Origin of the sequence: Exiguobacterium sp. OS-77 (assembly GCF_000414195.2) — a bacterium.
GTDB lineage: Bacteria > Bacillota > Bacilli > Exiguobacteriales > Exiguobacteriaceae > Exiguobacterium_A > Exiguobacterium_A indicum.
Genome location: NZ_DF239008.1, coordinates 239,529 through 264,577 on the forward strand (window position 1 = coordinate 239,529; position 25,049 = coordinate 264,577).

Here is a 25,049-nt window from a genome sequence, read left to right on the forward strand (position 1 = left end):
ACGTTCTTCCTTAAGTGTACGACACAAATGTAGAAAAAGTTTCATTTAGACTGCTCGGGAATCAGATAGAAACAACTGCCATCTGGTTGACGGGCTTCACTACCGACCTGAAAATGATGCGTCGTCGCTAGAGCTGCAGCAATCGACAATCCGAGTCCACTTCCTGAACGATCGCGTGCTGCATCAAGTCGGTAAAACCGGTCAAATAACCGGGTACGTTCTTCGTTCGTTAGAGATGTTCCTCGATCAAGAACAGCGAGTCGCTCCTTGCGCAGATGCAATTCAGGAGAAGTGGCATATTTCAGGGCATTATCGATATAAATCGTCAAGATGCGTAGCACCGCTTCGCGATTCGCCAGGATCGTTCCAGAGGCATCAACAGGGATGATCGTCCCTGTCGCGTGATACATCCGATCAGCGAGTTCGCTCCCAAGCTCGGCTAAGTCAATCTCTTCGACAGACGTTTCTTCATAACCGAGACGAGACAGTTCGAGCATGGGCTCGATCAAGGTCGTCCGCATCGCATGCGTCTCCTGTAAGATATTTTCAATCGATTCATCGAGGACGTCCGGCTTCGTTTTGCCCCATCGCTTCAATAATTGCGCATACCCTTCGATGACGGTCAGCGGTGTCTTCATCTCATGCGAGACATCGGCGACGAACTGCCGTTGTTGTTCCATCGTCTGATCGACACGCCCAATCATCTGATTGAAGACGCGACCGAGGCGACCGATCTCATCATCACGTTCGGTCTGCACGGTCTCAAGCGTTCCAGAAGACGAGATCCGTTGCATCGTATCATTCAGTTGCCTGAGCGGGCGGAGCGTCTGATACGCAATCCAGAAGCTACTGATGAACGCGATGACGATTCCAACGACCAACACGATGGTGAAGGTCAAGACGAGTGTCGAGACCGTATCATCGACGCTTTCATCTTCGAATAAATAGGCTTGATCCTGATAGACGATACCGAACCAATCACCAGATTTGAAAGGTTCGTTCGAACGCGGGATACCGGGTAGGTCACTTGCTTGTACGTCTCCGTTAACGGTAGACGAGTCGTCGTCATCTTCATCATTTGAAATGACCCATCGTCCATCTTCGTTCGATAAGACGACGGAATCCTCATGAAGCGTCAACAATGCCCGGACCGATGAATCATCCTCCATCAATTCCTCCGCCTGTTCCAGTTGGGTATAACGCGATTCAATCAAATGATTGCGGACGACGAAGGTCACGACGATGAACGAAAGCAACAATAAAAGTGTCGTAAAGGCGGTGACGGATAAAGCAAGTTTCGTTCGAAGCTTCATGGGTTCGCCTCCCTCAGTACATAACCAACCCCACGAACGGTCTGGATCAAAGCAGGAGGGTGAGCATCGACTTTTTTTCGAAGGTAACGGATGTAGACGTCGACGATATTCGTCTCGCCGAAGTAATCGTATCCCCAGACGCGATTTAAGATTTGTTCGCGTGTCAGGACATGTTCTTTGTTTTCCAGTAAATACGTCAGGAGTTCGAACTCCCGTGGTGTCAAATCGAGTCGCAATTCATCGCGAAATGCTTCATGTCGATCAAGATCGAGTACAAGATCTGCGAACTGTAACGTGCGCGATGCGTTACTAGTTGAAGTCGGAGTGCGTAGTAACGCACGGATCCGGGCAAGGAGTTCCTCCATCTCGAACGGTTTCGTCACATAATCATTCGCACCAAGATCGAGTCCTGCGACCTTATCGTAAACTTCCCCACGTGCTGTTAGCATAATGACGGGGATATGAATACCTTTTCCACGGAGCCTGCGCAACACCTCGAAGCCGCTCAGCTCCGGCATCATCACGTCGAGTAAGACGAGATCAACCGAATGCTCAGCGGCAGCGAGACCATCTTTTCCGTTGGGGGCGACACGTGTCGCGTACCCGGCATATTGGAGTTCGAGTTCAAGGAGGCGTGCGATTTTCGCATCGTCCTCAACGATTAAGATGGTAGTTGGCATAAACATCCTCCTTTAATGATCATTCATCGATTTCTTTCACTTCGTCTGACGCGTTTAACTCAAGTTTAACGGAACCACCGACTCGGATGTCATCATCTTGTTCCATGTTTGATGCACGAGAGTACGATTTTTGCGTACCATTCTGTTCGATGATGATTTCTTGATTCGTTATTTTAGCGAGCGTGCCGCGGACTTCTTGTTCCCGTGCATCGTCACCGTCTTCGTCGCGTGTAGCATTACGATTCTCGTCGTCATCTTCGCGGTCGATTTCACGGACTTGACCGTCTGCATTCAATTCGATTTTCACGATATCCCCAGATTTCGCAGCGTCGCGTTCCGCACGATCCGCAATCGCGTAGACCGTCTCTTGTCCATCTTGTTCGAGTGTCAATTCACTTTGTGATAGGGCACGAAGGATGCCGTACCGTTCATTCGCATCGTCTGATGAATCATCTGAGCGATTGCCATCGTCCTCTCGGTCATTCCGATCGTCTTGATCTTCTCGCTCCAGTTCCGTGATTTGCTGATTCGCATTCAGATCGATTTTGACCCAATCGCCTTCTTGCACGGCTTCGCGTTCGACTGACGAAGCAAAGTCATACGTCTGAGTGTCACCGTTGACGTCGATCGTCATTGAACGATCCGATAGTTTTTGTAATGTGCCTTCGATTTCTTGATCGTCACGCATCGAAGCAGGAAGCTTTTGTTCGACTTGGCGCGAAGCAGCTTCGACTTTTTGCTCTGCCTGCTGTGAAGTGGTGACCGTCGAGTTGACGAGAGAGTGTCCCGGACCTGTGAAGAGTAGGAACGCACCGGCTCCTGTTAAGACTGTACCCGTTACGGCAAGTGTAGCGATTCCTTTTTTGAAACGTTTATTCCCTTTATCTGTTCGTTTTTCAGTCATGATGATGTCCTCCTTTAGTAGTGGCTGTTGTTCTTATACATAGAATAACCAGACCATGTGAAAGGAAGCTGAGGAACAGATTAGAATTTGATGAGAATTAGATTGTTTTGATGACTCGGGCTGGATTTCCACCGACGACGCTGTTTGCCGGTACATCCTTGACGACGACACTACCTGAGGCGATGACAGCATTATCTCCGATCGTCACACCGGGATTGATGACCGCGCGTCCACCGATCCAGACGTTATTCCCGATGACGACCGGTTTCCCGAATTCATAACCGCTGTTGCGCTCGACAGGATCGAGTGGATGGGTCGCAGTATAGATATGTACTCCTGGAGCAAGCATGCAGTTGTCACCAATCGTGATCGGACAAATATCGAGCAAGACACAGTCGTAGTTGGCATAAAAGCGAGCCCCTAACGTAATGTTGTAGCCATAGTCACATTTAAAGGTCGGTTCAATGTAAAAGTCGGCTTGCTCCGTCTGGAATAATTGTTGAAGAAGTGCCTTCCGTTTAGTCCCATCATGAACACTCAATTGATTGAACTCATAACAGAGCGATTGTGCCCGGATACGGTCAGCTACGAGTTCCGGATCTTGTGCTAAGTAGAGTTCCCCTTGAATCATCTTTTCTTTTTCAGTCATCTGATTCACTCCTTCATCGTTATTACTTTCATTAGACTAAATGGTACCCGGTGATGCAACTGATATCCCGTTAAGATATACGTAAAGGGGGCTGACTCAAAAAAGAGTGACTCGTCTTTTCACGTCCTTTCCTCAGGCGAGACACAAGCCAGCTTTCCTGCTTTCTTCAGCAGGAAAGCGGGTCTTGTTTGTCTCTGACAGCGCAAAAATGCGCTTTTTCCTGTAGGAGTCGCGTGTAACGAGCACTTCTTTTTTTACGAGAAAAGGGTGGCAGATTATCATTCTGCCACCCTGGTCTTTGTAGAAACTGACTTTTGAGTCATTCCCGTCAAATACAATTCTTATGCTAATTCGATTCCGCCTGTGACACCATAGATTTGCGCCGTAACATAGCTCGCAGCGTCTGAAGCGAGGAAGACATAGACATCTGATAGTTCGACAGGTTGACCACTGCGTTTCAGTGGTGTTTCCTGCCCGAACTCTGGAATGTTCTCGCTTGGCTGACCACCCGAGATTTGAAGCGGTGTCCAAATCGGACCAGGTGCGACGGAGTTGACACGGATTCCTTTTGGCGCGACTTGTTTAGCAAGTCCACGCGTGAAACCGTTGATAGCAAACTTCGTCGATGCATAATCCAAGAGGTTCGCGCTTGGGTTATATCCTTGAACGGATGTCGTCGTAATGATCGAAGCCCCTTCTTTCAAGAGTGGCAAGGCTGCTTTGACGACCCAGAAGAGGGAAAAGACGTTGATTTCGTATGTTTTGCGTAGTTGCTCCGTCGACAAGTCGAGAATATCTTCGACGGCTTGTTGTTTACCAGCGACAAGTGCCAAAATGTCGAGCCCGCCGAGCGATTCGTGTGCTTCTTTGACGAGTTGTCCACAGAACGCTTCATCACTTAAATCACCAGGTAAGAGATATGCTTTTTGTCCCGCTGCTTCAACGAGTGCTTTGACCTCTTCAGCATCCTGTTGTTCTTCTGGTAAGTAGTTGAGCACGATGTCAGCCCCTTCACGAGCGTAGGCGATTGCTGCTGCTCGGCCGATGCCGGAGTCGCCACCCGTAATCAGTGCTTTTTTGCCGATCAATTTGCCAGAGCCTTTATAACTCTCTTCTCCACAATCGGGAACAGGTTCCATTTTTGCTTGAACCGCTGGTGCGTCCTGATATTGTTTTGGGAAATCGTCATTGAAGTATTGGGTTAACGGATTTTTCGATGCAGCCATGTAAACATTCCTCCTGAAAGTTGGTTTTGGTATAGGGTGTATGTTCCCTCAACAGGTCGGATTAAACGTTTCTGATGGTAGCAAATTTGGAAATTGATGGTTTACACTAGAAAAAGAGGAGTGTGAAGAAGATGATTGCTGGACTGTATGAAGCTCATTTACCGGTTAAAGAACTCGAACGATCGATTGCCTTTTATGAAAAATTGGGACTTGCATGTGCGTTCCGAAATGAACGCGTCGCTTTCTTTTGGATCGAGCACGGTAAGAGTTGGTTGGGGCTATGGAAAGCTGGTCAAGCTGAGTTACCGTATCATCCGTCGATTCGACATGTTGCGTTTCGGATGGAGCAAGAAAATATCGATAAAGCACAGGACTGGTTAAAGGAGAGGGGCATTACCGTTCGATCTGCGTTTGGTGTAGCGGCAGCCGATCAACCGCTTGTTCTCGATAACCATCCACATGCGCACGCGGCGATCTACTTCGAGGATCCGGATGGCAATTCGCTCGAATTGATTGCACCGTTACGCTTTGACATGAAAACGGTGAATGGCACAATGCCGTATCAGGACTGGCAGCATCTATTTGAGACTGAATCGGAGAAAAAGACGACATAACTGGGGTTTTCATTCGAAATCGCTTCCTAGGAAAAAACAAGCAGGAGCGACCCTGCAGTGAAGCGAAGCGGCGCGATGCTTGTCCCAGGAAAACGATTCGAGACGAACAAAAAAGCGCAATCCTTTTCGTTAGAGAAAAATTGCGCTTTGTCTTCAGTCTAAAACTAGCAACGGTGATCCGTTGCTTGTTTGATTTATCGTGTAATGCGCTTAGACACGAGCGGATTGACGCTCATTCATTGCTTGCAGAGCTGCTTGGTTCAGCAAGTTCCATGGTTTGTTATAGTGCGGTTGGAAGAAGAAGTCGACGAAAGCGAGTTCTTCAAGTGTCATATCATTTTGAATGGCGACAGAAAGTGTGTTCATCGCTTGTGTCAAATCAACTTTTGAGATGATTTGTGCACCGACGACACGATGGGTTGCTGTCTCGAAGACGAGCTTCAATTGGACGTCTTCTGCTGTTGGCATGAACTCTGGGCGATACGCATCTGTGACTGTCGTGCTACTCACTTCAAGTCCGAACAAGGGTGCCGCTTCTTCTGTCAAACCAGTCGATGCGATATTCAAATCATATAAGCGAAGACCTGATGTGCCTTGTGTTCCTTGGTAGCGAATTTTTGGTGCGCGCAAGTTTTTACCGATCAATGTTCCCATCCGGACAGCATTCGTTGCGAGTGGAATATAGGCATGTGTCCGAGCTGGATTATAATAGACGGCACAGCTGTCACCAGCAGCAAAGATGTTCGGGTTGCTTGTGCGCATATAATCGTCAACGATGATGGCACCGTTCGGTAGCATGTCGACCTGTCCTTTTAAGAGTTCCGTACTTGGGCGGAAACCGACACAGAGAATGACGAGATCCGTTTCGAACGTTCCTTTGTCTGTGACGACGTGTGTCACAGCGCCGTTTTCCCCTTTGAAGCTTTGGACGGTTTGCCCGAGTTCGAGACGAATACCACGGTCTGTCAATTCACGTTCGATGACGTCAGTGAATGAGCGGTCGAGGTATTTGTTGAGAATGCGATCCGCACTATCAATGAACGTGACGTCTTTTCCGTATGCTTCAAACGCTTCGACGAGTTCAGCACCGATATACCCTGCACCAACGACTGTGATCCGTTGTGCTTCTGTCGCTTTTTCAATGATTGTTTGAGCATGGTGATAGTTTTTACAGAGCTCGATTTGATTCAACTCGATGCCAGGAAGCATCGGAATGATTGGCCATGATCCTGTCGTCATGATGAGTTTATCGTACGTATCGTAAACGACTTCACCAGTCATGAGGTTTTTCGCAACGATCGTTTGGCGTTCACTATCGATTTCAAGCACATCATGTTTCAGACGCATCTCAGCGCCGAGTTCAGCGAGTTCACTTGGTGATGAGTAGAAAAGTGATTCCGCATGTTTGACGACACCACCGACGTGAAGCGCGATTCCACAAGAGAGAAACGATACATTGTCATTCCGCTCATAAACGGTAATCTCGACGTCTTGTTGCGAAGCGAGTTCTTTGACTGCTGCTGTTCCTGCGTGTGTACATCCGATGACTGCTACTTTCATGGGTAAAGTCTCCTTTGTGTTTTGTTTGTGATAAATATCACATTCATTTGATATACTTAGTGTAATCCTTCACAAGGTCGTTTTCAAGTAGTTTGTTCAATGTTGAGCATAATCTTGTCTAAATTGTGAATGAGTGAGCAAAAGTGTTTGGATTATGTGAAGAATGCGTAAAACTGTTTTAGTTACTGAAATTCGGGTTATAATGAATGTAGATTTTTAATGAAGGGGTGGAAACCGATGGATACCGAGAGGACCAATCATCTATTCAGCTTACCTGATTTTTAGCAGTACCGGTCAAAACGAACAAGACGGTAATGGCTTATAAAAATCAGGGAGAGCGAAAATAGATGAATACCCAAACGGGACGTATAAAACCTCTCCCACGATGTAAACGGGAGAGGACAATAAAACATGAAACGAATCGCAACCATCTTAACCGGTACGCTCATCATGGCGTTCGGTTACTACACATTGAATGAACAGTTCGGATTAGCAGAAGGCGGCTTCATCGGATTATCGTTGCTCGGTCGATACTTTTTTGATATCAATCCTTCGATCTCAATGATCGTGCTCGATATTCCATTTTTCATTGGTGCCTTGTACTTCAAAGGGAAACGTTTCGTCAGTGAAGCGTTACTTTCAGCAGGTGCGTTATCAATCTTTTATGAGATGTGGCACCGACTCGATTTGTTCCACTTTCCAGAACAGACTTGGCCAGCGACGCTCATCGCAGCAATCGCTAGTGGCATCGTGACCGGATATGGTCTCGGACTTGTTTTGAAAAGTGGAGCGGCAACAGGTGGAGACGATTTGTTATCGATGGGACTCAGCAAACTGACAGGTCTATCGATCGGGACGATCTTGTTCGGACTCGATGCCATCGTGTTAGTCATCTCACTCGTCTATCTGCCGCTCAGCTTAACGTTATATACGTTACTGGCTGTAGCGATCGCTGGACGTGTCGTTGCTGTCATGACACGGGAGCCTGTCATCGTACCGGCACCTGTCGTACAAAAAGTCACGCAGTGAAATGGATGAATGTCTAAAAAAATCATGTATCGGATTCGACATCGTCGAGTCCGATTTTTCAGGTTTATGGATGAGAAAAATTCAAAGGAGAACGACTAAATGATTCGACAAGCACATGCTTCTGAAGCACAACAGATTGCCCCCTTGATTGAGCAAGCAATTCATGAGATCGCTGAGACATTGACGGGAACGACAAAGCGGGAGGACATTTTAGAGAGACTCGCGTACTTCGTCGCTGAAACAGGAAACCGACTGAGCCATGAGAACATCCTCGTGAAAATCATCGAGGGTGAAGTAGCGGGAATCGTCATTGCGTATGCCGGGACGGATGCCGAACAACTCGACGAACCGATCAAAGACCAACTGAAGCGCTGGACGGGTCAAGACGTCCAGATTGACGTCGAGACGGAAGGTCCGGTCTATTACTTGGATACTTTATCGGTTGACGCGCGTCATGGCGGAAAAGGAATTGGTACGGAACTGCTTCAGGCAGCAGCGGAAGAGGGCGAGAAACGAGGACTACAAGCGTTCACCTTAAACGCTGATCAAACGAACGCCGGGGCACAGCGCCTGTATCGTCGTCTCGGCTTCGAACCGATTCGGACGATTGAAATCAGCGGTGGTACCTTTGATTATATGGAACGTCGTTACGATACGCAGCAATGAAAAAAACCATGTCGATCTCCACGATGTCATTCGGGAATCGACATGGTTTTTCGTATGCATGCAATTGTGCCATCAAGGCGTTAGTTGATACAGCATCGCTTGCGCGTCTTCTGGTTCGTAGCGGGCATCACTCGTGAAGCGAACGATTTGTTTGACGTTTGGTCGCACGCCTTGAGCGTGGAGGCGCTCGAGCAATCGACCAGTCACGTAACTCTGATCGGATTTTGGTTCTGCGTTCCATTTACTGACCGAACCGATCGGAACGATTGCGGCATCCGGTCGTTCGGACTGGAATTGGCGAGCTTCCTCGTCGGTAAAGACTGTCGCGCCGATTGGAAGAGTCGTTACGTAACGCGCTAGTTCAATCGTCGCCGGAGGACGCGTTGCTTGTTCGTTCAACGCGAGGCTACCGATCACCAACTGAACGACTAAAAACGGCAGATACATCCGCAACGGAAGCTGACGAATTGACCAGATGAGTAGCAATAGGACAAGCGGTAAGACGTGACGGGGTTTATCGATATTTTGTCCGAGCCAGACCCAGACGAAATAGAGGCCAGCCGTCGCTCCCCAAGCGACATCGACCGTCCAACGTCTGCGTAAAAACAGCATCAGTCCTGACACTAGTCCGATCCACGTGCCATAACCGATCCCATGCCAGAAGAGTTGCTGAAGCGTCTGAACAAATCGTTGAACGATAGAAGCATCATCGGTCTGAACAGAACCACCCCAATCGGAAAAATGACCGCTGACGAAGCGGAGTGATAATTGAAGAAACGAGTAGGGTCCACCGACAGAAAAAGCGACCGGTAGCAACCAAGCCAGCTGTGCGAGAACAAGAAGGGCGCACTCGGATAAGAGTTGCCAGTAATCCTTTCGTACCTGCCACAGCAGGACAAGCAACATGAAACCAAACGGCGCATAGGACAGTCGAGTCGCCATCAGTAAACCAAATAGAAGATACGGGAGCCAGCGACGAATCTGATGCCGTGCGCGTTCGATGCTCCAGCCGTACCAGACGAGTAGTCCGAGGGCGAGCCCATCCGACATCCCTGTCGCAGCGAACGTCACGAGTGAGGCAGTGGAGAGAACGGTAAAGGCAGCGATCAGCCGAGTCGTATCATACGCATGACGGCGAAAGAGCGAGTAAAGTGGCAAGAGCGCACTTGCCAGTCCTAGTGTGGAGACGAGTCCGAGCGCTTTGACAGGTATCATCAGTGGCAGAAACAGGTTGGCAAATAAGATGAAAAAGGGATAACCCGGAAAGTGCGGACGTAAATCAGCCAAATCATAATCGGTCACAGCGAGCGTAAAGTTCGCAATATCGTAGCTCGCGATGAAGGGACTGACGTAAATGATCCGTAAACCAATCCAGCCACCGATGAATAGAAGCGTGATCCAAAAAAGCGATCGTCCACGCGGACGTGAACGATCGCTTCGGACGGTCAAGAAACCTCCTGTAAGGACTTTGATGACTTCGATGGTTTGTTTTGACGGAGCAACATCCAACCGGCAAAGGCGAAGTAGCCCCACCAAGCGACGACTTGTTCGAGCGATGGGTTATGGCTGTATCCGAACATCGCGGCCATGAACGTTCCGATCTGTCCACTGATCAATGTCGAGTTTCCTGTATCACGCAAGTATTGCACCTGATCGATATAGTGCTCCGGCATGAAGCCGACGATATTGTATACAGCAGCTGGTGTGCCGTCAGCATTCATCAAGAGACTACCGAGCAAACCAAGATCTTGGAAGCGTCCAATCGTTTGGACGAGCATGCCGGCTGCGATGAATAGAATGAGTACGCCCGTTACTTGGAAGAAGCGTTTGACGGGAATCTTCATGGAACCGGAAACGAATAAGTATCCGAAGATCAAGGCGAGTAACAGACCGGAAACCGCACCGTAACTCGTCAGTACTTTTTCGATTTCCCCACCTGAGATGGCAGCGAAGAAGAAGACGGTCTCAATTCCTTCTCGAACGATGACGAGGAAGGAGTGGATGATCATCGTGATGGCACTACCCGTCGAGACGGCAGCGGCGACCTTCGCTTGGGAGGCTTTTTGATTCTCTTTCGCTTCCTTTCCCATCCAGAGGACCATGTGTGTCAAGAGCAGGACGGAGACCATCATGATGCCGAGACGGAGATACGTATCGCTTCCGAAGCTCGCAAAACTCGTAAAGACGACTTGGAACAGGAACGCGACACCAAGGCTAGCGAGAAGTGCCAACCCGACACCTGCGTAGACCCACTTTTTATATTGTGGAGCGTTCAATCGATCGAGATAACCTAAGATCAACCCAACGATGAGAACAGCCTCGAGACACTCCCGAAGCGTAATCAAAAACGCTTGAAAATCCATCTGTCTTCCTCCTTATGAGCGGCGTTTCTTCTTCCATTGACCAATGACGACGATGACGATGAGGACGATGACGAGTCCGAGCGCAATCAATTTCCAAATCGCGTCCGTTCCGAACGTTTGACCGAGGAAGGAGTCTTCTTCTGTGAAGACGCCTGTTTTTTCTTCACCCGGCAGGACGAAAAGAGGCGTCAACGTATCTTCGATCATCGTAATGTTCTTCTTGAAGGATTCTTCATCACTCGCTTTTTTCCCGACCCCAAACAGACCAGGATTTCCGAGTGCTTTTAAGGATTCATCAAATGCAGTATACACGTCATCGGATGTTTGTGCATCCTTGCTTTCCTTGACGTAAGGTGCGAGCACATCGTATGTCCCGCGGGCTTTCGCGAGTAAGAGTTTCGCTTGACCGAAGTCCTCGAACTGCTCTTCAGCAAAGTGCAGGCGACGTTCGATATTTTGGCGGAGAGCGACGCGATACGCTTGTTTGGCAGCCTCGGCATCTTCTTGTTCGAGAGCCGTGTCGATCTTCGCTTTCGCTTCAGGGAAATACAGTTTGAATTCTTTATCATAGGCGGCAAGCGTCTCTTTCGCAAGCGCGTAATCCTTGGCATCGAGTTGTTCTTCAAATTGTTTATACGCTTCCGCAAAAGCTTCCTTTCCTGGGTCTCCGTAACTATAAGCGGAAACCGTGGAAGTGCTCACGAACAGTGAGAGCAGGAGGAGCGGTAGCAAAAGAAGGCGTTTCATCCGAGATGCTCCTTTCGTTCCATGCGTTCTTCAACGCTAAGCTGTGTGATCGGTCGTCGCCATTCCCGGTAAATTGCGGGGAGGACACGTTGGACGTAATTCAGACGGATAAAAGACTTTCCTGCTTCCCGGACCCGATAACGAATCGGGACTTCGTGCAGGCGGAAGCCTTTTCGGACGAGATTGAGAGTTAAGACTTGGGCATAGTTATAATCGTGAATAATCTCAGCATGGTGACACGCTGCGCGTGAAAAAGCACGCATTCCACTTTGACCATCATGGATTTTACGTTTCAATAAAAGGCATTGCAACCACGTGAAGACATGATTCCCGATATAGCGATAGAGTCGCATCCCGTCGACGGTACCGAGAAAGCGAGAACCGAATACGTAGTCGGCCTGATTGTGTAAGATCGGTCGCACGATATCCGGGATTTGATCGGCCGGATATTCGTTATCCGCATCGATCATGACAGCAACATCCGCGTCAAGTTCGTAGGATTGCCGGAGTCCTTCCCGGACTGCAGCGCCGAGTCCTTGATTTTGTTCGAACCGATAGACATGTGCGCCGTGTTGACGCGCGATCGTACTCGTCGCATCAGTCGAACCATCATCGATGACGAGGGTCTCGACCGGAATACCGTCGATCATGTCCGGGATCCGTTTTAAGACGAGTGGGAGCGACACTTCCTCATTGTAGGCCGGTAAAAAGACGATGATTTTCATTTAGACTTCGCCTCCTTGAACGCTTCTGTCAATAGCACACCACGGCTATCGTGCGGGATGTCTGCCCCTAGGACTTTTGTGATCGTTGGTCCGAGTGACAGGATATGGCGGTGCGTATCCACTTTCAGACCGGCATGAACGTTCTTACCATACATCCAGAACGGAACGAACCGTTCGCCTTCATCCAAGTGACCGTGTCCACCGATTCCGTCCGCTTGACCGTGATCCGCCATGACGATGAGTGTCGCATCCTCGAGTTTACCAAGGCGATCGAGCTCCTCACAAAACTCGGAAAGGAGCGCATCCGCTTCCTCGATTTTTTCGACATACTCGGAATAGAGAGTGCCTCGACTGTGTCCCGTTTGATCCGTTCCGATCAACTGAATCGCGAGCAGATCCGGATCCTCTTCATGGACGATTTGTTTGGCACGTTCTACGATATTTCGATCTGCAACATCGTTATGCATGACTGCTGTGACGGTCCGCACGTCGGTTGAACCGAACGCATCGACAAGGTGTGCGATACCAAGGATTTTTCCTGACTTGTCAACGGCACGGAGGCGATCGAAGACGGTATCCGTTTTAACGCCGGTCGTATTCCAGACCATGTTCGAATGAATGCCATGATCTTCCGGGCGAGCACCGGTGAACATCGAACTGAAGCAGACGACGGTCCGGGCAGGGTAAACCGTCTCCATATTCGTATATTCCGTTCCTTCCTGACGCAATCGTTCGAGGAACGGCGTGTTTGCTGCCATGTAGCGATCTTTACGCATCCCGTCGACAATCAGGACATAGACTTTTTCTGAAGTCGGAAGATTGGCATCTACCGTCATTGCCTCGGGCAACTTCGGTTTCCAGTCGAACAGGTAGTGATGCAGGATCCATGCAAAGACGAATAGACCAATTGGGAACCAGATGAACGTCATGTCGAGTGTCGACGCGTCATTTGCCGTCCACCAGTACATGAGCAACAGAGCAACCTTAGGCAGTTGCTCCTGCGCGTTACCACTTGTCGAATCACTATTCTTCAGAACGAGTTTCCAAAAACGCGTGAAGTTTGTCCAGCGCGTTCCGATCCGGAGATGATAATAGATCGTTCCCCAGAAAAAAATCGTGAAGAAGAAATAAAGACCTGCGCCATAGGCGAACAAAGGTAAGTAATCTGCATTCGTACCCCGAAGGAACAGCCAAACGATGACCGGGATCCAAAGGTAATTTCGTAAAAATAACGGAAAATCATAACGCCAAAGCAAGATGAACAAAGGAAGCGTCACGATGAAACCAAGACCAGCTTCTGCGAGTGGCATCTGCGTCCATAAGGCGTACGTCAAGAAGACGCCGATCGTAAAAATGGGTGTGAAGGGTTTTCCTTCATTGAGTAAGTTCCAGGCGCGTGCTGCGACTTTTTCAAAGCGAGAAGCGCTTTTCATCGTCTTCCTCCTTTCCAATCAGTGTATTTGAGCTGACGAATCAACAACCGAAGCGTAGCCGGATGCCGAATGAGAACGTACAGCGGAATGAGAAAAGCAAAGGCATATTTAAAGAAGTGCGTCATCAAGGCAACGTCGTACGCATGGGCAACACCGGCTTGCCGTAACACCGTACCCATCGCGAGTTCATACGTACCGAGACCACCCGGCGTGAACTGAATCACACCGGACAGGACACCGGCACTCATCGCAATCAATGTCGTCGGGAAGGACACATCGATACCTGCTCCGTGCAAGAGGAGGAAGACGGCGAGTGCCTCGACTGCCCAAGCGAGCGTTCCGAACAGAACGAGCGATGGGAGATGCGGGACATGTCGGCGTAACACGAGCAATAACGCGGTCGCAAGGAGCGCGACGAGCAAGACGATTGGGTGAAACAACCAACCGATCAGAATGAAGGTACACAGAACGATCAAGTCAATACTTCGTTGTAAGACGAAGATCGCGCTCGTCTGTTTCCATGGACTTCCGACGGCTCTCGCCGTCACGAGTCGGATCATCTCTCCCAGTTTGACCGGTGAGAGATGATTGATCGTCAGTCCGAGATACAGGCTCGACAGGTATACAGCAGTCGGTGCACGTTTGGCATCGGCGCGGCGCCAGGCGACCGCGCGTAAATAAAAGGCGATCGCATACGTCAAGGTTGCAAGGATCGTCCAGGGACTCTTGAATAAAGCTTCAATGTACCGATACGAGACCGGTAACTCCAGGAAAAAACGGAGCAGTAAAAAGATGACAAGCCCGGTAAGCGTCAGATACAGAAACGTTCGAATCAGCGGTTTTGATGCCACGCGATCACCTGCTCCAGTCCAACATCGATCTCGATTGACGGTTGGTAACCGAAGGCTTCTTTTGCAGCCGTCGTATCACTCCATGTCATCGTCACGTCCCCACGTCGTGCAGTTTGAGTTTGCACGGGCACATCAAACCGTTGACCGATCCGTTCAGCTAGAGTGCGGACGGAGACCGGCTGATTCGCGCCGAGGTTATACGTCCCTACTGCACGAGCCAGCAACGCCTGTTCCATTCCGCGGGTGATGTCATCGATATACGTGAAGTCACGGATCGGATCACCGAAGACGGTGAGTGCCTCTCCGCGTAATGCCTGTTCGATGAATCGAAACAGCGCCATATCAGGACGACCCGAAGGACCATAGACCGTAAAGAAGCGAAACAGCGTCACGTTTACATCATATAAATGAGCATAAGCATGACAAAAGCTTTCGGCACTATACTTGGCTGCCGCATAAGGACTGGCGACGTGTCCCGTTGCCTGATCTTCTTTCAGCGGACCAGTCTGTTCCCCGTAAACGGAAGAAGAAGACGCGAAAAAGACATGCGGCATGCCATGTCTTTTTGCGGCTTCTAACAAGGTCACCGTCATATCGATGTCCTCACGAATATAGTGATGCGGTTCCTCGAGCGAACGCGGAACACCTGGAAGAGCTGCGAGATGAAAGACGGCGTCGAACGATGTCTCCATCCAGGCGTCGAGATCGTGATGAACGTCACCGATCGTAACGGTAACACCGGCACGTCTTAATGCAGCTGCTCGTTCTTCTTTTAACTGAACATCATAGTAGTCCGTGAAAGCATCAAGTACATGGACGGTATGGTGCTGCTGGAGCCGGAGGGCGAGGGCGGCGCCAATGAAGCCGGCACCTCCTGTGATTCCGATATTCATCTTATCCCTCCGTTTCCATTTCCTTCTTAGTTAAGTGGTTCGAGTGCGTCTGTGATCCGTTCACCTGTCGTTTCAGCCTTGACGTCGCCTTTTTCGACGAGTGCGAACCATTCGTTTGCATCTTTTGCGACTTGCGCTGCTTTGTCCTTGCCGAGACGATTCTCAAGCGTCGGTTTCATCGCAACGACGAACATGTTCGCTTCCATTGCTTCTGCACGTGCTGTATCGACGTCTTTCTTCTCGATCGCTTCTTGTGCCTCTTCATGATACCCGTCGACTTTTTCAGTCAACGCTTTTGCGAACAATCCTTCGATTTCTTTGTAAGAAACGTCAGCTGGCTTTGTTTTTGAGAAATCATAGCGCTCTTTCAGTGTTTTGACAGCCTCTTCGTCTCCGCCCGCTAATGATTCTTCGATCGCGAGGAGGAAGCCATATCCTTCTGCTTGTTCCATTTGTAATTCTTTTTCGTCCGTACCGGCTTTGACGCCATCCTCGATTTTTTGTGCATAACCGAGTGCAGCTAAATAGAAGGAACGATAAATCGATTTATCCGTCACTTGTTTCGCAACATTGAAGTCACCGATTTCTTTCGCGTCGATGGCTTCTTGCTGAGCTGCAAGACCTGATGTGATCGCTTGAGCGATGGCGTCTTCGTTTTTGAAGCCGTAGCTCGCGTCCCGTTTTTCAGCTGTCGGAATGAAGACGGTCTTCGCCATCGCTTCCACGTCCTTGAGTGCTTCCGTTGCAGCTTCCGGTTTACCAGCTACGAGTGCTTCTTCAGCTTTTGCTTGTGTTGCTTTTTGTAATTTATAGAAATACGATTGTAGACCTTTATCCACGAGTTGACGCGCGATGTTCTCATCGAGATCCTTCGCTTCCACACCTGCTAAAGCAGACTGGATGACTTGTTCGATTTCTGGTGCTGTCGTCTCGACACCACCTTTTAGTTTCGATTCATAACTTGTCGTGACCATCTTCCAATCGATCGCTTGTCCTTCTTTTGCTTTGTCGAGTTCTGTTTTGATTGAGCTGAAGATCGTCAATTCATCTGTCAGTGTCGTTGCAGCGATCCCCGCATCTGCTGATTTAGTTTCGGTCGACTGTTCCGTTTTCTCTTTTTTCGGTGCAGTCGTATCCGTTTCATTCGAACCGCAGGCAGCTAAGATACCGGCTACCATGAAGATAGAAGCTACTTTTAAACGTTTTTTCATAATCGTGATTCCCCCAGAAGAATTAATAAGACGTTTTCCGTCATGTAGTCGTTTTCACAAATCTAACTATAGCGAGAATAATTCTCATTGTCAATTGAACTTTAAAGAAAAAAACGGCTTTGGAGCAGGGCTCCAAAGCCGTTTTAAAATGAGAAATTAGAACTGTTCGTACAGTTTTGTCAAATACGTGTAGACTTCGTCTGATGCTTGGAACATCATGACAGAATGTCCGAAGATCGCAGCTGGGTTGAAGCCATGATCAAGATCGATCGTTGATGCGATCGTGACATCACGGTCGCTGTCGAGAACGACGCGGAAGTATTTGAATTCTTGGTTGAAGTCATTGATGGCGTTCAGAATCGGGAGATCCTCGACACCGTCTGGTACGTGTGTCACCGTACGAGCGAATAATTCGACATCTGTCGTCGTCTTACTGAAGACGATCATCATCATCGGTTCTGCTCCTGCAGGTGTTTTTTCTTGTGTCATGAAGAAGACGTGTGTCTCATTCTCACGTGCTTCCATTGGAATGCCTTTTTCAACGAGGAAAGCTTGGAATGCTTCCAAGTGTTGTTGCTGTTGTGGCGCGATTCCTTGTTCGTTTGTTTCGGGTTGACGATCTTGGTGAATCGGTGTCACTTTATTGTTCTCGTTTGATTCGTTCGAGTTACGTTCCTGGTCCATTTCAAAATCCCCCTTTATATACTATAAATTCAGTTTCAAGCATTTCAGAAGGAATTGCAACTAATGTCCGTTAAGATAGGAAGAAAATACAAAAGAGTAGAGATATGTCATGTTTGTGAATCTGAGAGCAACTGACTTGAAAATACATACCTGACAGGGTATATTAAGTGGCAGATAGAAAATCAAGGAGGAATCATCAGATGAAAACGATCATCGTAGGCGGCGTCGCTGGTGGCGCTACGGCTGCAGCGCGACTGCGCCGGATTGACGAAACGGCAGAAATCATTTTGCTTGAACGAGGAAAAGAGATTTCGTTCGCGAACTGTGGACTGCCTTACTATATCGGAGATGTCATCAAAGATCGCAATAAATTACTCGTCCAAACGCCAGAAGGCATGCATGCACGGTTTAATTTAGATGTCCGCAATTTGTCGGAAGCGATTCGGATCAACCGTGAAGCGAAGACGGTCACGATCCGCAACGTCGAAACGGGTGAAGAATACGATGAATCGTACGATCATCTGATTCTTTCTCCAGGTGCAAAACCGATCCGTCCGAACATTCCAGGACTCGATGACGCAACGAACGTCTTTACGTTACGGAACATCCCAGATACGGACCGGATGCGGGAATACGTTGATACAAATCGTCCTGATAAAGCACTTGTCATCGGCGGTGGATTCATCGGTCTTGAAATGGCAGAAAATCTCGCAGAACGTGGGGCGCACGTCACCCTCGTTGAGATGGCGGATCAAGTCATGGCTCCGGTCGACCCGGAAATGGCAGCCATCGTTCATGAACATCTTCGTGCAAAAGGCATCGAGTTGATTCTAGAAGATGGCGTCGCTCGTTTTGAAGAGGCAGGTCGCCGCGTCGTCCTGACAAGCGGACGCGTGATCGAAACAGAGATGAATATCTTATCAATTGGTGTCGCACCGGAGAGCACGCTCGCAGCAGATGCTGGTTTAACACTTGGCATCAAACAGACGATTCAAGTCGACGATCAACTGCGGACATCTGATCCATCGATCTTTGCGATTGGTGACGCGATTGAAGTCAAAGACTATATCACGAAGGAAGCGACACATGTTCCACTCGCGTGGCCGGCAAACCGTCAAGGACGCCTCGTTGCTGACATCATCGCCGGACGCGACGTCCGGTATAGCGGCACACTCGGAACAGCGGTAGCAAAAGTCTTTGATTTGACGGTCGCTTCGACCGGTAACAATGAAAAACGGTTGCGTCAACTTGGTCTTCGTTATGAAGCCGTGCATCTCCACCCGGGATCGCATGCGGGATACTACCCAGGGGCGAGTCCGATTTCGATGAAGTTACTATTTGATCCAATCGAAGGAACGATCTACGGAGCGCAGGCAATCGGCATGACAGGTGTCGAGAAACGGATCGATGTTCTCGCGACAGCGATCAAAGGTGGATTGACAGTGCTTGATCTACCAGATCTTGAACTATCATATGCACCGCCGTATAGTTCAGCGAAAGATCCGGTCAACATGGCAGGGTATATCGCGTCGAACATCGTGCTTGGTGACAGTGCGAACGTTCATTGGCACGAAATTGACGCGATCGTCGCCAATGGCGGCTTATTACTCGATGTCCGTGAACCATCGGAAAACGAGTTAGGCGCGATTCCGGGATCGGTCAATATCTCGTTACCGACGTTACGTGAGAAGTTGACTGATCTGCCGAAGGATCAAACGATCTATGTGACATGCCAAGTCGGATTACGTGGATATGTTGCGAGTCAACTGTTGCAACAATACGGTTATGATGTGAAAAACTTAAGCGGCGGCTACAAAACATGGTCGGTCGTGCATCGTGATCAAGAAGCACGAAGCCAAGCGAAGGAGGAGACAGCTGTGACGGTAACGAAACGTGAGCCAACAACGAAGACTGCACCAGAACAAGTGGCGCTGCTCGATACGTGCGGCTTACAGTGCCCAGGTCCAATCTTAGAGCTGAAAACAAAAATCGATCAGATGACGGACGGCGAGCAAATTTTCGTCAAGGCGTCAGACCCAGGATTCTTGCCAGACGTTCAAGCATGGGCGAAAAAACTAGGTCACACAGTCCATTCAGCGGAGATGAATCAAGGTGTCGTCGAGGTCATGCTTGAAAAAGGGCAAGGAGAGACAACAGTTCCAGCACCGGTTCAAGTCAATCCGGCAGATGATGCGACGATGGTCGTCTTCAGTGGTGACCTCGATAAAGCACTTGCGTCCTTCGTCATTGCGCAAGGTGCACAGGCAATGGGGAAACAAGTGACGATGTTCTTTACGTTCTGGGGCTTGAACATCATTCGAAAACCAGACGCACCGGCAGTCGAGAAAGCCGGCATTGAACGGATGATGGGCATGATGATGCCGAAGCATGCCGGGGAGTTACCGCTCTCAAACATGAACATGGCAGGCGCCGGTCAAAAAATGATGAAAAAAGTCATGAAGGATAAACAAGTCGATGCACTCGAGACGATGATGGCAAAAGCACAAGCTGCTGGTGTCCGAATGATCGCCTGCACAATGTCGATGGATATCATGGGCATCAAGAAAGAGGAATTACTGGATGATATCGATTATGGTGGTGTCGCGAGTTATCTTGGTGCAACGGACGGTGCCAATCTGAATCTGTTCATCTAATTTAAAAACTGTTTATGTGAACGTGTCAAACCTGACATCTAATGTGAGGTTTGACACTTTTTTTGCGTCCTAAGGTATAAATGAGTTTGATTTTTCAAAAAAAATTGCGTATGATAAATCACATGTGAAAAAAACTTACATACAAATAGAGAGAAAAGATGGATGGAAGTGAGGAGATTTGATGGAAAAAGAAGTGATGAAACTAGTAAATCGAGCAAATGATTACTTATGGACGAATGTATTGATTATTTTACTCGTTGGATTAGGCATTTATTTTACATTCCGGATGCGGTTCGTTCAATTTCGGATGATCCCGGAGATGATTCGCTTATTGTTCCAAGGAACGGATAAAGGGAAAGATGGCGTATCGCCATTCCAAGCATTTGCGATCAGTACGGCAGCACGTGTCGGTACCGGAAACATCGCGGGTGTGGCGGCTGCAATCGCACTCGGCGGTCCGGGTGCAGTCTTCTGGATGTGGTTAATTGCCTTGATTGGATCGGCGTCAGCATTCGTCGAAAGTACGCTTGCTCAGATTTACAAGGTACGTGACGGAAAAGAATGGCGTGGTGGTCCAGCCTATTACATGGAAAAAGCGCTTGGACAACGGTGGTTAGGAATTGTCTTTAGTGTTCTGATCACAATCTCATTTGGTTTTGTCTTTAACTCTGTCCAATCGAATACGATCTCGCTTTCTCTACAAAGTCAATATGGCGTGGATAAGATATGGATTACGGTCGGATTAGTCGTCTTGACGGCACTGATCATTTTTGGTGGTGTCCGCAGTATTGCGACAGTCGCTTCATTCATGGTTCCGATCATGGCAGGTGGTTATATCTTAATCGCCCTCTATATCATGGTGACGAATCTTGAAGTATTACCAAGTGTCTTTAAATTGATTTTCCAAGAAGGATTATTCGAGTTTAAGACATTAGCAGGGGGAGCAATCGGGGCGGCCGTTCTGAATGGTATTCGTCGCGGTTTGTTCTCGAACGAAGCCGGTATGGGTTCGGCACCTAACGCAGCAGCAACAGCGGAAGTCTCTCACCCGGTCAAACAAGGCTTGATTCAATCATTCGCGGTCTTCGTAGATACATTGATGGTCTGCTCGGCGACAGCGATGATCGTTCTCGTCAGTGGAGTTCCGACAAAAGATGCGAATGGAGATGCCTTAGCTGGTATTGATTTAGCACAGGGCGCACTTGCATCACAAGTTGGATCATTTGCGACAGGATTCATGGCACTCGCCATCTTCCTATTTGCGTTTAGTTCCGTCGTCGGAAACTACTACTACGGTGAATCGAACATCAACTTCATCCGTGAAAATAAACAAGTCATGATGGCATACCGCGTACTCGTCCTCGTCATGATCGTCTTCGGTTCACTTGTCGAGTCGGCTAGTCTCGTGTGGGCGTTAGCGGACATCTTCATGGGATTAATGGCGATTGTCAATCTGTATGCGATTTTCCGTCTTGCAAAGATAGCGAAGCTGGCTCTCGATGATTACATGACACAACGAAAAGCAGGGAAAGAGCCACGGTTTTATGCGGACTCGATTCCGAACTTGCCAGGGAAAGATACGCTTGAAGCATGGCAGGAATCAAAAGAAGACGAAAAAGCAATCTAAGGAAAAGGGAGTCAGAGAAATCTGGCTCTTTTTTTGTATAGAACGAATTTAAAAAGGGAATACAGAGTACAGAAGGGAGGGGGAGAATGGAAAACGTACATTTCGTCCGCGTCACGGATGCGGTCTGGGAGTCGTTCGGAAACGATCCCCACATCATCATGGACTGGATTTTATTCATTCATGAGACACAACCCGATCATGAACAATTATTTGCTCTCGAACAGACGAACGCCATCTATCATTTGATGAATCAAATCGATATCTACATTGATCAAGACACACATTACAATCTGGGACGAGCGATCGTTGGCGAAGAGTTGATCGTCAACGAAGAAAAAGCGGCGATTGTCGGTATTCTTCCCTTGCCACTCCTCATCATCTCGGCTGAGGTGATGCGGAATTTTGATCAACGGGCACTCGCTTCGATTCATGATGAAGCCGGAACACCGGGCGAATTCGAGGATATCTGGGAACAGTTTGCTGATTTACGTGCCTATTTTCAAAAAGCAGAAGAAGCGGAAGATACGATTTTAATTTATTATGTCTGATCAGCTTCAATCATAAAAAAAGAGACCCGCTTCCGAGTCATAGACTGGAAAGGGGTCTCTCGTCGTTCAGATGAAGCAAGACGTCTTCACATGGAAGCCGTTCTTTTTTACGATAACCTTTAGATTAAAAATCGATTTCGTCCGGATCTGGTCCGAGGCGGACATCCGTTGCGATGCGGTCAATTTTCTCAAGATCATCAGCATCGAGTTGGAAATCAAAGACGTCGAAGTTTTCCGCAATACGTGCTGGTGTAACGGATTTTGGAAGAGCAACGATGCCGTTGTCGAGGTGCCAACGTAAGACGACTTGTGAAGGTGTCTTGCCGTGTTTCTCTGCGATTTCCTTGAAATCGTTGATTTCGAGGAATTTCCCTTGCATGAGTGGGCTCCATGCTTCGACTTGGATGTTGTGATCTTGCAAGTATTCGTGCAGTTCGTGTTGCGGTAATTGTGGATGCAACTCGACTTGGTTGATCATTGGTGCCATCAAGCCCTCTTCTGCCAATGTATCGAGGTGATGTTCTTTGAAGTTCGAGACACCGATCGCTTTGATCTTGCCTTCTTCATACAGTTCAACCATTGCTTTCCACGCTTCGACATAGCCTTCGACTGGCCAGTGGATGAGATAGAGATCAAGATAATCTGTTTCGAGACGTTCGAGCGATTCTGCGAATGCTTCCTTCGTCCGACCGGCACGAATATCATCGTTCCAGACTTTTGACGTTAAGAAGAGATCCTCACGTTTCACGCCGCTTTCCTTGATTCCTTTCGCGACACCGCGTTCATTTTTATAGACAGCAGCTGTATCGATATGACGATAGCCGACACGTAATGCTTCAGCGACAGCAGCAGGTGCTTCTGTCTCTTCGTCTACTTGCCAGACACCGAATCCGATTTGGGGAATCGTAATACCGTTTGAAAGTTTTGCGTATTGCATGTGTTACTCCTCCTCATAAAACGTAGTTTAGATTTGCTCGTTTAGTTTAGCATGAACGAACGAAGACGTCCGTTTCTATGCTCATGGAGAAATAGGATATGATATAAAATAGAAGCGTAATAAAATCTGAATGCCTGTCCGAAAAAGGAGGATAACAGATGGCTCAAAAGAATAAAAAGCTATCAAAGGGAGCTTGGCTTAGTATTGGTGCCTTGCTGGTCACACAAGCAGTGAGTCTGTTTTTCAGTGCACGAAAGTCAGGACGTAATCCATGGGTGTGGGGAGGTGCTGGACTCCTTCAGTTTCCACTTCCGGCAATCGCCTATTTGATCTTAGAAAGACAAGCAAAGCAGAAAAAATAACAAAACAGGTCTGATCATAGCGATCGGACCTGTTTTTATGATTAGGAAGAAATTTTTTCTTGCTTCGCAGCTGTCTTCTTCATGCGTGGCAATCCGAAGAAGATGGCGATTGATCCACAAACGAAGAGGAGGAACGGATAGAACAGATACGGAATCAGTTCAGGAGAAGCCGTCTTCGTCAATTCTGCTGCAATCAATAGTTGTGCCCCATACGGAATGATGCCTTGAATACCACAAGAGAAGATATCAAGGATACTCGCTGATTTCTTGCGATCGATTTCATACGTATCGGCGATTTCAGCTGCCAGTGGTCCAGCGACAAGAATCGAGATCGTATTGTTCGCCGTTGCGAGGTTCGTCGCACTAACGAGTGCCGCCATACTGAATTCGGCACCGCGACGCTGTGAAATCTTGCGCGTCAGCGTCTCTTTCAAGTAAGCAATTCCACCGTTGAACGTAATCAAACTGACGAGACCACCCATGAGGAGCGTCAAGATTGAAATCTCTGCCATGCCCATCATTCCTTTTGACATCGAAAGGACGAACCCACTTAAACCGAAGCTATTGTCAATCATACCGATGATGCCAGTGAGCAATGTACCACCGACGAGAACGAGGATGACATTAACACCAAATAGTGCAAGGACGATGACGGCGAGATATGGAATCAATTTGTAGAACTCGAATGCTTTAGCCGTTACCGCATCGCCAGAACCAGAAACGAATGCGAGTAAGATGACCGTCAAGATGGCAGCCGGGAGAACGATCATGAAGTTCGTTCGGAACTTATCACGCATGTTCGTTTTTTGCGTTCGAACGGCAGCGATCGTCGTATCTGAGATGAACGACAAGTTATCGCCGAACATCGAACCCCCAACGACTGATGCTGCTGCGATCGCGACGTTGATGCCTGTTGCTTCATGAATACCGAAAGCGATCGGCGCGAGCGCGGCAATCGTTCCGGTAGATGTCCCCATCGCCATCGAGATGAAGGCAGCGATGACGAACAGACCGCTCATCAGGAGTGACGGAGGTAGGAACGTCAAAGCAGCATTGACGGTCGCATCGATGGCACCGATTGCTTCTGCCGTTCCAGAAAACGTACCGGCTAATAAGAAGATGAAGACCATGATCATGATATCGGGATTTCCGGCACCGGTTGCGATTCGTTCGACCGTTTGATTGATGGATCCTCTCGTTGTGATTGCAGCAAAGATTAAAGCAATCAATGCGGCGATAAGGATCGGAAATTTGTAAAAGTCGTCATAGAAGATCCCGGCTCCGATGAAGAGGACCAGGAATACGACGAGGGGAAGCAGTGCCCATTTGTTAGGCGTGATCGTTTCATTCATTGTTGACACCTCGTTTCTCAA

General features: G+C 48.5%; 24 protein-coding genes. 7 read left to right on the plus strand and 17 right to left on the minus strand.

Annotation, left to right across the window (positions count from 1 at the left end; genetic code table 11):
* Positions 1–41: 41 nt before the first annotated feature.
* The 5 genes from EXG77_RS01155 to EXG77_RS01175 all read right to left on the minus strand — a co-directional run bounded on the left by EXG77_RS01155 (position 42) and on the right by EXG77_RS01175 (position 4,772).
* Complete coding sequence (locus EXG77_RS01155) at positions 42–1,313, minus strand: cell wall metabolism sensor histidine kinase WalK (RefSeq protein WP_035395628.1); 1,272 nt, start codon at positions 1,311–1,313, stop codon at positions 42–44.
* Positions 1,310–1,993: a response regulator transcription factor gene (locus EXG77_RS01160; protein ID WP_035395630.1), complete on the minus strand. Its 684-nt coding sequence runs from the start codon at positions 1,991–1,993 to the stop codon at positions 1,310–1,312. Before EXG77_RS01160 ends, EXG77_RS01155 begins: the two co-directional genes overlap by 4 nt.
* 19 nt (positions 1,994–2,012) lie before the next feature.
* Positions 2,013–2,897 (minus strand): hypothetical protein, encoded by an 885-nt coding sequence (locus tag EXG77_RS01165; RefSeq protein ID WP_035395632.1) that lies wholly within the window; start codon positions 2,895–2,897, stop codon positions 2,013–2,015.
* A 97-nt stretch (positions 2,898–2,994) separates the two neighbouring features.
* Positions 2,995–3,546 carry a maltose acetyltransferase domain-containing protein gene (locus EXG77_RS01170; RefSeq protein WP_035395634.1) on the minus strand — a complete coding sequence of 184 codons (552 nt, stop codon included), beginning with the start codon at positions 3,544–3,546 and terminating at the stop codon, positions 2,995–2,997.
* Between the two features lie 341 nt (positions 3,547–3,887).
* Entirely contained in the window at positions 3,888–4,772 is an 885-nt protein-coding gene (locus tag EXG77_RS01175; protein ID WP_029342871.1) for an SDR family oxidoreductase, read from the minus strand.
* Positions 4,773–4,903: 131 nt separating this feature from the next.
* Between EXG77_RS01175 and EXG77_RS01180 the strand changes: the two genes are divergently transcribed.
* A complete protein-coding gene (locus EXG77_RS01180) occupies positions 4,904–5,386 on the plus strand; it encodes a VOC family protein (RefSeq protein ID WP_023469657.1) in 483 nt (160 codons plus the stop codon).
* A 210-nt stretch (positions 5,387–5,596) separates the two neighbouring features.
* Here the strand turns inward: EXG77_RS01180 and EXG77_RS01185 are convergent, their stop codons facing one another.
* On the minus strand, positions 5,597–6,946 hold the full coding sequence (locus EXG77_RS01185) for an FAD-dependent oxidoreductase (protein ID WP_035395637.1): 1,350 nt from the start codon (positions 6,944–6,946) through the stop codon (positions 5,597–5,599).
* A 411-nt stretch (positions 6,947–7,357) separates the two neighbouring features.
* On the opposite strand from EXG77_RS01185, the gene EXG77_RS01190 reads away from it, so the two are divergent.
* Both EXG77_RS01190 and EXG77_RS01195 read left to right on the plus strand, forming a co-directional pair.
* The gene (locus EXG77_RS01190) at positions 7,358–7,975 is read left to right on the plus strand and encodes a YitT family protein (protein WP_035395640.1); all 618 of its coding nucleotides are present in this window, start codon (positions 7,358–7,360) and stop codon (positions 7,973–7,975) included.
* A gap of 99 nt (positions 7,976–8,074) precedes the next feature.
* Complete coding sequence (locus tag EXG77_RS01195) at positions 8,075–8,641, plus strand: GNAT family N-acetyltransferase (RefSeq protein ID WP_035395641.1); 567 nt, start codon at positions 8,075–8,077, stop codon at positions 8,639–8,641.
* Positions 8,642–8,713: 72 nt separating this feature from the next.
* Here EXG77_RS01195 and EXG77_RS01200 read toward each other — a convergent pair whose 3' ends face one another.
* The 9 genes from EXG77_RS01200 to EXG77_RS01240 all read right to left on the minus strand — a co-directional run bounded on the left by EXG77_RS01200 (position 8,714) and on the right by EXG77_RS01240 (position 17,548).
* Positions 8,714–10,090 (minus strand): hypothetical protein, encoded by a 1,377-nt coding sequence (locus EXG77_RS01200; protein WP_035395643.1) that lies wholly within the window; start codon positions 10,088–10,090, stop codon positions 8,714–8,716.
* Entirely contained in the window at positions 10,087–11,004 is a 918-nt protein-coding gene (locus tag EXG77_RS01205) for an FTR1 family protein (RefSeq protein WP_023469651.1), read from the minus strand. Before EXG77_RS01205 ends, EXG77_RS01200 begins: the two co-directional genes overlap by 4 nt.
* 12 nt (positions 11,005–11,016) lie before the next feature.
* A complete protein-coding gene (locus EXG77_RS01210) occupies positions 11,017–11,751 on the minus strand; it encodes a hypothetical protein (protein ID WP_235515952.1) in 735 nt (244 codons plus the stop codon).
* Complete coding sequence (locus tag EXG77_RS01215; protein ID WP_023469649.1) at positions 11,748–12,476, minus strand: glycosyltransferase family 2 protein; 729 nt, start codon at positions 12,474–12,476, stop codon at positions 11,748–11,750. Before EXG77_RS01215 ends, EXG77_RS01210 begins: the two co-directional genes overlap by 4 nt.
* Positions 12,473–13,909: an alkaline phosphatase family protein gene (locus EXG77_RS01220; RefSeq protein WP_035395644.1), complete on the minus strand. Its 1,437-nt coding sequence runs from the start codon at positions 13,907–13,909 to the stop codon at positions 12,473–12,475. Before EXG77_RS01220 ends, EXG77_RS01215 begins: the two co-directional genes overlap by 4 nt.
* Complete coding sequence (locus tag EXG77_RS01225) at positions 13,906–14,760, minus strand: lysylphosphatidylglycerol synthase transmembrane domain-containing protein (RefSeq protein ID WP_023469647.1); 855 nt, start codon at positions 14,758–14,760, stop codon at positions 13,906–13,908. Before EXG77_RS01225 ends, EXG77_RS01220 begins: the two co-directional genes overlap by 4 nt.
* Positions 14,742–15,653: an NAD-dependent epimerase/dehydratase family protein gene (locus tag EXG77_RS01230; RefSeq protein WP_035395647.1), complete on the minus strand. Its 912-nt coding sequence runs from the start codon at positions 15,651–15,653 to the stop codon at positions 14,742–14,744. The genes EXG77_RS01225 and EXG77_RS01230 overlap by 19 nt, the downstream gene beginning before the upstream one ends.
* Before the next feature lie 26 nt (positions 15,654–15,679).
* Positions 15,680–16,864 (minus strand): hypothetical protein, encoded by a 1,185-nt coding sequence (locus EXG77_RS01235; RefSeq protein WP_035395649.1) that lies wholly within the window; start codon positions 16,862–16,864, stop codon positions 15,680–15,682.
* Between the two features lie 156 nt (positions 16,865–17,020).
* A complete protein-coding gene (locus tag EXG77_RS01240; protein WP_023469644.1) occupies positions 17,021–17,548 on the minus strand; it encodes a YbjN domain-containing protein in 528 nt (175 codons plus the stop codon).
* A 200-nt stretch (positions 17,549–17,748) separates the two neighbouring features.
* On the opposite strand from EXG77_RS01240, the gene EXG77_RS01245 reads away from it, so the two are divergent.
* The 3 genes from EXG77_RS01245 to EXG77_RS01255 all read left to right on the plus strand — a co-directional run bounded on the left by EXG77_RS01245 (position 17,749) and on the right by EXG77_RS01255 (position 22,377).
* Positions 17,749–20,202, plus strand: coding sequence for a CoA-disulfide reductase (locus tag EXG77_RS01245; protein WP_035395651.1), 2,454 nt, complete (start codon positions 17,749–17,751; stop codon positions 20,200–20,202).
* A gap of 181 nt (positions 20,203–20,383) precedes the next feature.
* A complete protein-coding gene (locus EXG77_RS01250) occupies positions 20,384–21,829 on the plus strand; it encodes a sodium:alanine symporter family protein (protein ID WP_023469642.1) in 1,446 nt (481 codons plus the stop codon).
* 86 nt (positions 21,830–21,915) lie between these two features.
* Entirely contained in the window at positions 21,916–22,377 is a 462-nt protein-coding gene (locus EXG77_RS01255; RefSeq protein WP_029342856.1) for a hypothetical protein, read from the plus strand.
* 124 nt (positions 22,378–22,501) lie between these two features.
* Here the strand turns inward: EXG77_RS01255 and EXG77_RS01260 are convergent, their stop codons facing one another.
* Positions 22,502–23,314, minus strand: coding sequence for an aldo/keto reductase (locus EXG77_RS01260; protein WP_035395654.1), 813 nt, complete (start codon positions 23,312–23,314; stop codon positions 22,502–22,504).
* A 158-nt stretch (positions 23,315–23,472) separates the two neighbouring features.
* On the opposite strand from EXG77_RS01260, the gene EXG77_RS01265 reads away from it, so the two are divergent.
* A complete protein-coding gene (locus EXG77_RS01265; protein WP_035395656.1) occupies positions 23,473–23,676 on the plus strand; it encodes a hypothetical protein in 204 nt (67 codons plus the stop codon).
* A 41-nt stretch (positions 23,677–23,717) separates the two neighbouring features.
* On the opposite strand, the gene EXG77_RS01270 is transcribed toward EXG77_RS01265, so the two are convergent.
* Positions 23,718–25,028 carry a Na+/H+ antiporter NhaC family protein gene (locus EXG77_RS01270; protein ID WP_035395657.1) on the minus strand — a complete coding sequence of 437 codons (1,311 nt, stop codon included), beginning with the start codon at positions 25,026–25,028 and terminating at the stop codon, positions 23,718–23,720.
* Positions 25,029–25,049: the final 21 nt, after the last annotated feature.

Bases quoted from the DNA above. Each gene is read 5' to 3' on its own strand.
- EXG77_RS01155 (WP_035395628.1), bottom strand. From the start codon at position 1,313: ATGAAGCTTCGAACGAAACTTGCTTTATCCGTCACCGCCTTTACGACA.
- EXG77_RS01160 (WP_035395630.1), bottom strand. From the start codon at position 1,993: ATGCCAACTACCATCTTAATCGTTGAGGACGATGCGAAAATCGCACGC.
- EXG77_RS01165 (WP_035395632.1), bottom strand. From the start codon at position 2,897: ATGACTGAAAAACGAACAGATAAAGGGAATAAACGTTTCAAAAAAGGA.
- EXG77_RS01170 (WP_035395634.1), bottom strand. From the start codon at position 3,546: ATGACTGAAAAAGAAAAGATGATTCAAGGGGAACTCTACTTAGCACAA.
- EXG77_RS01175 (WP_029342871.1), bottom strand. From the start codon at position 4,772: ATGGCTGCATCGAAAAATCCGTTAACCCAATACTTCAATGACGATTTC.
- EXG77_RS01180 (WP_023469657.1), top strand. From the start codon at position 4,904: ATGATTGCTGGACTGTATGAAGCTCATTTACCGGTTAAAGAACTCGAA.
- EXG77_RS01185 (WP_035395637.1), bottom strand. From the start codon at position 6,946: ATGAAAGTAGCAGTCATCGGATGTACACACGCAGGAACAGCAGCAGTC.
- EXG77_RS01190 (WP_035395640.1), top strand. From the start codon at position 7,358: ATGAAACGAATCGCAACCATCTTAACCGGTACGCTCATCATGGCGTTC.
- EXG77_RS01195 (WP_035395641.1), top strand. From the start codon at position 8,075: ATGATTCGACAAGCACATGCTTCTGAAGCACAACAGATTGCCCCCTTG.
- EXG77_RS01205 (WP_023469651.1), bottom strand. From the start codon at position 11,004: ATGGATTTTCAAGCGTTTTTGATTACGCTTCGGGAGTGTCTCGAGGCT.
- EXG77_RS01210 (WP_235515952.1), bottom strand. From the start codon at position 11,751: ATGAAACGCCTTCTTTTGCTACCGCTCCTCCTGCTCTCACTGTTCGTG.
- EXG77_RS01215 (WP_023469649.1), bottom strand. From the start codon at position 12,476: ATGAAAATCATCGTCTTTTTACCGGCCTACAATGAGGAAGTGTCGCTC.
- EXG77_RS01220 (WP_035395644.1), bottom strand. From the start codon at position 13,909: ATGAAAAGCGCTTCTCGCTTTGAAAAAGTCGCAGCACGCGCCTGGAAC.
- EXG77_RS01230 (WP_035395647.1), bottom strand. From the start codon at position 15,653: ATGAATATCGGAATCACAGGAGGTGCCGGCTTCATTGGCGCCGCCCTC.
- EXG77_RS01235 (WP_035395649.1), bottom strand. From the start codon at position 16,864: ATGAAAAAACGTTTAAAAGTAGCTTCTATCTTCATGGTAGCCGGTATC.
- EXG77_RS01240 (WP_023469644.1), bottom strand. From the start codon at position 17,548: ATGGACCAGGAACGTAACTCGAACGAATCAAACGAGAACAATAAAGTG.
- EXG77_RS01245 (WP_035395651.1), top strand. From the start codon at position 17,749: ATGAAAACGATCATCGTAGGCGGCGTCGCTGGTGGCGCTACGGCTGCA.
- EXG77_RS01250 (WP_023469642.1), top strand. From the start codon at position 20,384: ATGGAAAAAGAAGTGATGAAACTAGTAAATCGAGCAAATGATTACTTA.
- EXG77_RS01255 (WP_029342856.1), top strand. From the start codon at position 21,916: ATGGAAAACGTACATTTCGTCCGCGTCACGGATGCGGTCTGGGAGTCG.
- EXG77_RS01260 (WP_035395654.1), bottom strand. From the start codon at position 23,314: ATGCAATACGCAAAACTTTCAAACGGTATTACGATTCCCCAAATCGGA.
- EXG77_RS01265 (WP_035395656.1), top strand. From the start codon at position 23,473: ATGGCTCAAAAGAATAAAAAGCTATCAAAGGGAGCTTGGCTTAGTATT.
- EXG77_RS01270 (WP_035395657.1), bottom strand. From the start codon at position 25,028: ATGAATGAAACGATCACGCCTAACAAATGGGCACTGCTTCCCCTCGTC.